The organism is Rhizobium sp. UBA1881 (assembly GCF_002338015.1).
GTDB lineage: Bacteria > Pseudomonadota > Alphaproteobacteria > Rhizobiales > Rhizobiaceae > Rhizobium.
This window is the reverse complement of record NZ_DDHH01000128.1, coordinates 1-8,007: the sequence shown is the minus strand read 5'-3', so window position 1 is coordinate 8,007 and position 8,007 is coordinate 1. Positions and strand designations below refer to the sequence as shown.

Annotated in this window: 10 protein-coding genes; 3 read left to right on the top strand and 7 right to left on the bottom strand. The window is 62.3% G+C overall.

The window, feature by feature from the left end:
- Positions 1-74 precede the first annotated feature (74 nt).
- Positions 75-506 carry a TIGR02301 family protein gene (locus B3605_RS15965; protein WP_112941386.1) on the bottom strand — a complete coding sequence of 144 codons (432 nt, stop codon included), beginning with the start codon at positions 504-506 and terminating at the stop codon, positions 75-77.
- A gap of 73 nt (positions 507-579) precedes the next feature.
- Entirely contained in the window at positions 580-999 is a 420-nt protein-coding gene (locus B3605_RS15960) for an NUDIX hydrolase (protein WP_112941354.1), read from the bottom strand.
- A gap of 94 nt (positions 1,000-1,093) precedes the next feature.
- On the opposite strand from B3605_RS15960, the gene B3605_RS15955 reads away from it, so the two are divergent.
- The 3 genes from B3605_RS15955 to B3605_RS15945 all read left to right on the top strand — a co-directional run bounded on the left by B3605_RS15955 (position 1,094) and on the right by B3605_RS15945 (position 2,900).
- Complete coding sequence (locus B3605_RS15955; protein ID WP_112941353.1) at positions 1,094-1,414, top strand: YnfA family protein; 321 nt, start codon at positions 1,094-1,096, stop codon at positions 1,412-1,414.
- Between the two features lie 63 nt (positions 1,415-1,477).
- On the top strand, positions 1,478-2,242 hold the full coding sequence (locus B3605_RS15950) for an SOS response-associated peptidase (protein ID WP_112941352.1): 765 nt from the start codon (positions 1,478-1,480) through the stop codon (positions 2,240-2,242).
- A gap of 37 nt (positions 2,243-2,279) precedes the next feature.
- Positions 2,280-2,900 carry a LysE/ArgO family amino acid transporter gene (locus B3605_RS15945; RefSeq protein WP_047513429.1) on the top strand — a complete coding sequence of 207 codons (621 nt, stop codon included), beginning with the start codon at positions 2,280-2,282 and terminating at the stop codon, positions 2,898-2,900.
- On the opposite strand, the gene B3605_RS15940 is transcribed toward B3605_RS15945, so the two are convergent.
- The 5 genes from B3605_RS15940 to B3605_RS15920 form a co-directional block, all read right to left on the bottom strand.
- Positions 2,901-3,038 (bottom strand): hypothetical protein, encoded by a 138-nt coding sequence (locus B3605_RS15940; RefSeq protein WP_183794685.1) that lies wholly within the window; start codon positions 3,036-3,038, stop codon positions 2,901-2,903.
- A gap of 159 nt (positions 3,039-3,197) precedes the next feature.
- Positions 3,198-4,046 carry a CDP-diacylglycerol--serine O-phosphatidyltransferase gene (gene pssA, locus B3605_RS15935; RefSeq protein ID WP_018898788.1) on the bottom strand — a complete coding sequence of 283 codons (849 nt, stop codon included), beginning with the start codon at positions 4,044-4,046 and terminating at the stop codon, positions 3,198-3,200.
- Positions 4,047-4,066: 20 nt separating this feature from the next.
- Positions 4,067-4,843, bottom strand: a complete 777-nt coding sequence (locus tag B3605_RS15930; RefSeq protein WP_296434998.1) for a phosphatidylserine decarboxylase — start codon at positions 4,841-4,843, stop codon at positions 4,067-4,069.
- 41 nt (positions 4,844-4,884) lie between these two features.
- On the bottom strand, positions 4,885-6,762 hold the full coding sequence (locus B3605_RS15925) for an ABCB family ABC transporter ATP-binding protein/permease (protein WP_112941350.1): 1,878 nt from the start codon (positions 6,760-6,762) through the stop codon (positions 4,885-4,887).
- Positions 6,763-6,962: 200 nt separating this feature from the next.
- The coding region (locus B3605_RS15920) for a LysM peptidoglycan-binding domain-containing protein (RefSeq protein ID WP_296434995.1) at positions 6,963-8,007 on the bottom strand (1,045 nt) is incomplete at its 5' end.

Below are 8,007 nucleotides of genomic sequence, written 5' to 3'. Positions count from 1 at the left end.
ACTGTCTGGTTAACAACACTATCAGCCTTTTCCCAAAACGACACGTCCCCCTGTAAAAAGAGGTTAATTTATCGTTAATTTCCAAAGCGTGACGTAATTTCCGTGGCGAGTGTTGCGCCTTCGTTACGGTAGCGTTCTTCTGCCATGATCGCCGCCGGTGTGCAATCAGTATAAACAGAGGCAAAGGTGCGGTATCCGCGATTGAACGCCGCCGTCAGTTTCTCTTTCCGTGCGGGCTCATCTTTCGCTTCAGAATCAAGCAGTTGCTGCATTCGCACCCGCCATTCCTCGCCGTTCTGAGCCTTGCAGAGCGTTCTCAGATAATGCACCGACCCGAGCACCTCAGCCAACCGGCCAAGCTTGTCGTCATAGGGAACGGTGACATCCTTCGGCGCGACCGGTTCGTCCGGCGCAACCGCTGTCGGCCCCTGCGCCGAGACAAATGTCGGTATCGCCGTGGAGACGCCAAGAACAACACAAAACAAAACGCGGCGAAGGGGAATCATGTGCGTATTGGACACCCTGAAGGTGACGGGGACAAGGTGCGGGGTTGCCTTTCCCCTTGCTTATTCCCCTTCCTCATGTCTGGGCGGCTGCCAGTCGTTCCGCACATTCGAGCACGCTTTGCGGCGTCGGCAGCCGGCGAATCTCATCGACCGTGAACCAGCCGAGCGCCACCGCATCGTCTGCCGCCACGGCAACCGAATCGGCATCTGCCTCGACGCGGAAAACGGAGAGAAAGAAGTGGCTGGTCAGGCGTCCGTCCGCGCCATGCTGTTTCAGATCATAGGTGGCGAAAATCTCGGGGTTGCGGGCACGGATACCCGTCTCCTCCGCGAACTCGCGCAAGGCGGTCTGATCAGGCGTTTCCCCAGGCTCCGCCCTGCCGCCCGGAAAGGCGTACATGTCCGCCGATGGCGGGTTGCGCCGGAGCACCAGCAAGAATCGCCCGTCTCGTTCGAGAATCGCGGAAGATGCAGCTGTCGGATTGGAAGTCATCAAAAATGCCGTTTGTTGCTTGCCGGTGATCGCCGTCGCGTGCCTATCTCACTCAGGAAAACAATCTGATCCAAGCGATTCGAAGGCACGTGCCGTGACTTATATCATCTACGCCGCTGCGGCCCTCTTCGAGATTGCCGGTTGCTTCGCTTTCTGGGCGTGGCTGCGCATGGAAAAGCCGGTCTGGTGGCTGGCGCCCGGCATGGTGTCGCTGGCCCTGTTCGCCTGGCTCCTGACGCTGGTGCCGAGCGAAGCGGCGGGCCGCACCTTCGCGGCCTATGGCGGCATCTATATCGTCGCCTCGCTGATCTGGCTCTGGCTTGTCGAACACCGCGTGCCTGACAGATGGGACATCAGCGGCGCTATTGTTTGCCTCGCGGGCACGGCGATCATCCTCTTCGCGCCGAGAGGCTGATCCGACGGGACCATACCTGGCCGGTCCCTTGACCCTGAAAGGGCAGGGTGCAAATAGATTGGCATGTGTGGACGCTACGCCCTGACCATTTCCCCCGAGGAGCTGAAGGAAGTTCTGGGTATCCTTGACCTCGAGGATTTCCCCGCGCGCTTCAACATCGCGCCGACCCAGCCGATCCTGGTGGTTGTTTCAGGCGAGGGACAGGAGAGGGGAAGCAACCTGCCGGACCGACGCGCGCTCCTCGTGCGCTGGGGGTTTACGCCCGGCTGGGTGAAGGATCCCAAGGCGTTTCCGCTTCTAATCAACGCCCGCTCGGAAACGGCGATCGGCAAGGCATCGTTCCGCGCCGCCATGCGCCATCGCCGCGTGCTTGTTCCCGCCTCCGGCTTCTACGAGTGGCATCGTCCTTCGAAGCAGAGCGGCGAGAAATCGCAGGCCTACTGGATCAAGCCGCGCCACGGCGGCGTGGTCGCTTTTGCCGGGTTGATGGAAACATGGTCCTCGGCCGATGGCTCGGAAGTGGATACCGGCGCGATCCTCACGACCGCAGCCAATGCCTCCATTCGTCCCATTCACGACCGCATGCCTGTCGTCATCAAGCCCGAGGACTTCACCCGTTGGCTCGATTGCAAGACCCAGGAACCGCGCGAGGTGGCCGATCTCATGCGGCCGGTCGAGGAGGATTTCTTCGAGGCGATCCCGGTCTCCGACAAGGTCAACAAGGTGGCCAATATGGGGGAGGACCTGCAGACCCCGGTGCCGCTGGAAAAGCCGCTGCCGCCCGCTGACAAGAAAAAGCCGGATGACGGCCAGCTCAGCTTCTTCTGATTCTGTATTCCCACCGCAGTCACATCCGGAAAATCACATGTTCTCCATCTCGGCCGCGCTCTCCGGCCTCTTCCTCGGCGCTTCCCTCATCATCGCCATCGGCGCCCAGAATGCCTTCATTCTCAGGCAGGGGCTGCTGCGTTCGCATGTCTTCATCCTGTGCCTGATCTGCGCGCTATCGGATGCGCTGCTGATTGCAGCAGGCGTCGCCGGTCTCGGCACGCTCGTCTCGCAATCGCCGACGCTGATCACCGCCGTCAGCCTCGGCGGCATGCTGTTTCTCGGCACTTACTCGTTCATGGCATTCCGGCGCGCGCTGCATCCCGGCGCCATCGAGGCGGGAACGCCGGAGCCACTGGGGCTGAAGGCGGCGGTGGCCACGTGCCTCGCCTTCACCTTCCTCAACCCGCACGTCTATCTCGACACGGTCGTGCTGCTCGGCAGCCTGTCGGCCGCCTATCACGGCGCGGATCGCCTGGCTTACGGCCTCGGGGCCGCGGCTGCGTCATTCATCTGGTTTTTTGGTCTGGGCTACGGTGCGCGTCTGCTGCAACCGGTCTTTGCCAAACCCGCCGCATGGCGGGTTCTCGACGTGCTCATCGGCATCGTCATGGCGCTTCTGGCCATCAGCCTCGGCGCCCGGGTCCTGACGTCGTGATCAGGCGATCTTCTTGGCGAGCGTCGGCTTCTTCAGCATCAGCGCTGCGGCCAGAACAGCCTTCAGGCCGAGCGGGCGGTAGTGCGCGCTGAGATCGGTCTTTGCAGGCTGTTCCACATTCGTCTTCTTCGGGGTCACGTTACTCTCCTTAACTTCTGTCCCTAGACTCTTATATTTATTGCTCTTTTGCCGGAAATAGCGACAAAATGGAGGCAAGACACATCATGATTTGTGTCGCCAAACCATAATTCGCGAGCCTTGAGCGGAGCGGGACAGGTCAGGATTGTTGGAGAATCGTCAGATGTGACGGCCGATATCGTCTTCGCCGACACCCGGCTCTTCGATCGTCAGCGTCCCGTATTTGCGCTTCCATTTGCGCGCGCCGAAAGGCAGCGTGCAGAGGTAGACCACGGCGGTGAGCGACATCACTTCCCAGGTGAAGCTAGACAGCATGGCGACATAAAGCACCACGCCAAGCATCATCGGCAGCACCAGATCGCGCCGAAGCTTGGTGCCCTCGGATTTGCCCGACCAGACCGGCAGACGGCTGATCAGAAGGAAGGCGATGAGCACCGTGTAGGCGGCCGAGAGATAGCCGAAGGTCTTGTCCGTGGTCATCCCGAGGAAGCCGAGATAGACGGGCAGAAGCACCAGCATGGCGCCCGCCGGTGCCGGCACGCCGACGAAATATTCCGACTGCCAGCTGGCCTTGTTTTCGCGCTCCGACATGACGTTGAAGCGCGCCAGGCGCAGGCCGGCAGCGATGGCATAGATGAGAGCCGCGATCCAGCCGAGCGAACGCGCCTGATCCAGCGCGAAGACATAGACGACGAGCGCTGGCGCCACGCCGAAATTGACGATGTCGGCCAGCGAATCCATCTGCGCGCCGAACTTCGACGTCGCCTTCATCAGCCGCGCGACGCGCCCGTCGATACCATCGAGGAAGGCGGCGACGAGCACCATGCCGACGGCAAGCTCGTAGCGGTTTTCGAAGGCGAGCCGAATGCCCGTCAGGCCGGCGCAAATCGCCAGGATAGTGATCAGGTTGGGAACGACCAGCCGCAAAGGGATCTCGCGAAGCCGTGGACCGCGACCCGAATCATCGGGCGGACCGTTGGGTTCGAAAGGCGGGAAGGGCGTTTCCATGATCGCGCTCCTAGTGGTTCTCAGGCGCGGCGGCTGACGACGGGGCCCTTGGCGGAGCCGAATTCGGCCAGCACCGTTTCACCCGCGATCGCCGTCTGGCCGAGCGTGACGCGCGGCTGCGCACCCTCGGGAAGAAAGACGTCGAGGCGTGAGCCGAAGCGGATCAGGCCGAAGCGCTCGCCGGCGTCCAGCGGTTCGTTGGCATTGGCCCAGCAGAGAATGCGGCGCGCCACGAGGCCGGCGATCTGCACCACGCCGATCTGGCCATGGGCGGTCTCGATGACGAGGCCGTTGCGCTCGTTGTCTTCGCTGGCCTTGTCGAGCTCGGCGTTGACGAAGCTTCCCGAGCGGTAATTGACGCTGATGATGCGGCCGCGCATCGGCGCGCGGTTCACATGGCAGTTGAAGACGTTCATGAAGACGGAGATGCGCAGCATCGGTGCCGAGCCGAGGTTCAACTCCGCCGGCGGCACGACCAACTGCACGGACGATACCTTGCCGTCCGCGGGCGAGATCACCAGATCGTCGTCCTGCGGCGTCATGCGCTCCGGATCACGGAAGAAATAGGCGCACCACAGCGTCAGGATCAGGCCGATCCAGAACAGCGGCTTGAAGATCCAGCCGAGAATGAGGGAGGCGACGAAGAAGGCCGCGATGAAGGGATAACCTTCCTTGTGCACCGGAACGATCGTGTTGCGTACCGTATTGAACAAGCTCATGTATGCCGCTCTCCTAGCGTTTTCGTCTCCGCTGGTTACAGGGAAACACTCCTGGGGGCAATGCCGATGCCCTCTCATGCACATCTAAGCTTGCTGATGGACAGCAAGCGTTTGTAGGCTCAGGTGGCCGGCGCCAGCCGGTTGACCACGCCGAGATCGTCGTTCTCGCGCACCTGCTTCAGATGTTCCTCGGCTTGTGTGGCCTCGCGCTGGCGGTTCCACATCGAAGCGTAGAGGCCGTTCTTCAGCAACAGCTCCGCATGCGTGCCGCGCTCGGCGATCTCGCCGGCCTTCAGAACGATGATCTCGTCGGCACCGATCACGGTTGAAAGACGGTGCGCGATGACAAGCGTCGTGCGGTTCTTGGAGACGACGTCGAGCGCGGTCTGGATCTCGCGTTCCGTCGTGGTGTCGAGCGCCGATGTCGCCTCGTCGAGGATGAGGATTGGCGGGGCCTTCAGGATCGTGCGGGCAATGGCCACGCGCTGCTTCTCGCCGCCCGAAAGCTTCAACCCGCGCTCGCCGACCATGGTGTTGAAGCCTTCCGGCAGAAGGTCGATGAAGTGGGCGATCTGCGCGATCTCGGCCGCCGTCTTGACCTCGGCTTCGGTGGCCGACGGCCGGCCGTAGCGGATGTTGTAGGCAACGGTGTCGTTGAAGAGCACGGTGTCCTGCGGCACCATGCCGATCGCGGTGCGCAGGCTCTTCTGCGTGACCCCACGCACATCCTGACCATCGACGGTGATGGAGCCGCTTTGGATGTCATAGAAGCGATAGAGCAGCCGCGACATGGTCGACTTGCCGGCCCCTGAAGGTCCGACGATCGCTACCGTCTTGCCGGCCGGCACGTCGAACGAGATCCCCTTCAGGATCGGGCGGGCCGGATCATAGGCGAAATGCACGTCCTTGAACGAGATGGCGCCCTGCTCGATGTTCAGCGGCTTGGCATCCGGTGCATCCTTCACCTCGGCCTGTACTTCGAGCAGGTCGAACATCTGCTCGATATCGGTCAGCCCCTGGCGGATTTCGCGGTAGACGAAGCCGATGAAGTTGAGCGGCACCGAGAGCTGCAGCAGCATGGCGTTGACGAAGACGAAGTCGCCGACGGTCTGTTCGCCGCGCTGCACGGCCAGCGCCGAGAGAATGAGCATGACGGTCGTGCCGACGCCGAAGATCACGCCCTGGCCGAAGTTGAGCCAGCCGAGCGAGGTCCACACGCTGGTCGCAGCCTTCTCGTAACGCTCCATCGAGGTATCGAAGCGCTTGGCTTCCATGTCCTCGTTGCCGAAATATTTGACGGTTTCGAAGTTCAGAAGCGAATCGATCGCCTTGGTATTGGCGTCCGTATCGCTGTCGTTCATCGTCTTGCGGATGGAGATGCGCCAGTCGCTGGCCCGGATGGTGAACCAGATATAGGCCCAGACGGTGAAGGCGGTGACCGCGAGGTAGGAGAAGCCGTAGCCCCACCAGAAGATGATGGCAGTGAGCAGGAACTCGATCAGCGTGGGCACCGAGTTCAGGATCGTGAAGCGCACGATCGTCTCGATGCCCTTCGTGCCGCGCTCGATGATCCGCGACAGACCGCCCGTCTTGCGCTCCAGATGAAAGCGCAGCGACAACTCGTGCATGTGTACGAAGGTCTTGTAGGCAAGCTGGCGCACCGCGTACTGGCCGACGCTGGCAAACAGCGCGTCGCGCAGCTGGTTCAGGCCGAGCTGGATCAGCCGGGTGAGGTTATAGGCGATGACGAGCGCGATGGCGCCAACGAGGAGGTCAGGCACCTTGCCGGCAAGGTCAGACTTGCCGTTCAGCGCATCCGTCGACCACTTGAAAAAGTAAGGCACGAGCAGCAGCACGAACTTCGATATGAGCAGGTAGACCGATGCCCAGACGACCCGCATCTTCAGATCGCCGCGCCCCGTCGGCCACATGTAGGGCCAGAGGTTGAAAAGGGTCCGCAACAGATTGGAGTCTGAAACTGTCTTGCCGTTTGCCATGCATGTCTCCGGCCCGCGTCAGGCCCTGGAAGTGTGGTGTTGTCGGCAAAGAGGGGAAGGGCGAGCGTAGGGGCCGCCGCCTGACATGATCGCCGTCAACGCCAAATAGGGTTGCGGGCGGAGCAATACAACATAAGAAGATCAAAGGAAAAGAGAGGCCGGCGATCATATCGATGCCGGCCCCTGTATTCTTGTCTGTCCTAGAGATGCTCGCCCGACATGCGCTTGCGGTGCATCTCTTCCGCGTTGGGCAAAGCGTCCTTCGGAAGGCCGAAAACCTGACCCGGCAGAATGCGATCCGGATTGACGATCTTGTCCTCATTGGCGACGTAGATCGTCGTGTAGCGCACGCCGGCGCCATAGATGCGGCGCGAGATCTGCCACAGCGTATCGCCACGGCGGATGATCACGGTTTCCTTGCTTTCCTGCAGCGGCGCCTGCTCGATGGTCGCTGGACCGGCATCGCCGCTCGCAACCTCGTTTGCGGGGGCAGCCGGTGCCGCGGGTGCAGCCGGAGGCGCCGTCAGATCGGCGACCATCTGGCCGAGCTTGGCGAGTGCGGCGCCGACCGAGCTCGCGTCGCGTGGCAGCGATTGCAGCAGCTTCAGCGCATCGCTTGCCTTCATCGAAGCCGTGGTGACACGCTCCTTGAAGTCGGCGGTCGCATCGGCAGCGGCCCGGAAATCGACGATCGACTTCAGCGCGAACTCGTTGGCCGAGCGGGCGGCTGCGAGCTGCTCGTTGCCGGGAACCTTGCCGTCGCTGAACAAGCCGCTCAGAAGCGCGAACGCCTTGGCCGCATCGTTCTTCAGCTTCCCGAGCGCGCCTTCGTCGAGCGAGATCATCGGCGTCGTTGCGTTGCCGGTGGAAGTGCCTGACTGCGCCGCCACGGTAACCTGGTTGCCTTCAGGGCGGTTGAAGTTGACCGAAGCGCGAACCAGAACCTTGCCGGCAGCATCGACGACGTCGACGCGGATCTTGTGATCGCCGACCGCAAGCGGCATCACGCCGTCGATGACGAAGTGGCCATCAGCGCCGGCCTTGGCCTTGCCGATCAGCTTGTCGTCGGCGTAGCCGAACACATTGGCCTGAGGCTTCGCGGTGCCGGCGACGAATATCTTGTCGCCTTCGATTTCGACGGCATTGACCCGGACGTCAGCCGGCGCGGCTGCCGCTGCCGGCGCGGTTGCCGTCTCCGCTGTCGCGGGAGCCTGTGCCTGCGGCGCTGCCGAGGCCTGGTCGGTC

Bases quoted from the DNA above. Each gene is read 5' to 3' on its own strand.
- pssA (WP_018898788.1), bottom strand. From the start codon at position 4,046: ATGGAAACGCCCTTCCCGCCTTTCGAACCCAACGGTCCGCCCGATGAT.
- B3605_RS15945 (WP_047513429.1), top strand. From the start codon at position 2,280: ATGTTCTCCATCTCGGCCGCGCTCTCCGGCCTCTTCCTCGGCGCTTCC.
- B3605_RS15960 (WP_112941354.1), bottom strand. From the start codon at position 999: ATGACTTCCAATCCGACAGCTGCATCTTCCGCGATTCTCGAACGAGAC.
- B3605_RS15950 (WP_112941352.1), top strand. From the start codon at position 1,478: ATGTGTGGACGCTACGCCCTGACCATTTCCCCCGAGGAGCTGAAGGAA.
- B3605_RS15925 (WP_112941350.1), bottom strand. From the start codon at position 6,762: ATGGCAAACGGCAAGACAGTTTCAGACTCCAATCTGTTGCGGACCCTT.
- B3605_RS15965 (WP_112941386.1), bottom strand. From the start codon at position 506: ATGATTCCCCTTCGCCGCGTTTTGTTTTGTGTTGTTCTTGGCGTCTCC.
- B3605_RS15930 (WP_296434998.1), bottom strand. From the start codon at position 4,843: ATGAGAGGGCATCGGCATTGCCCCCAGGAGTGTTTCCCTGTAACCAGC.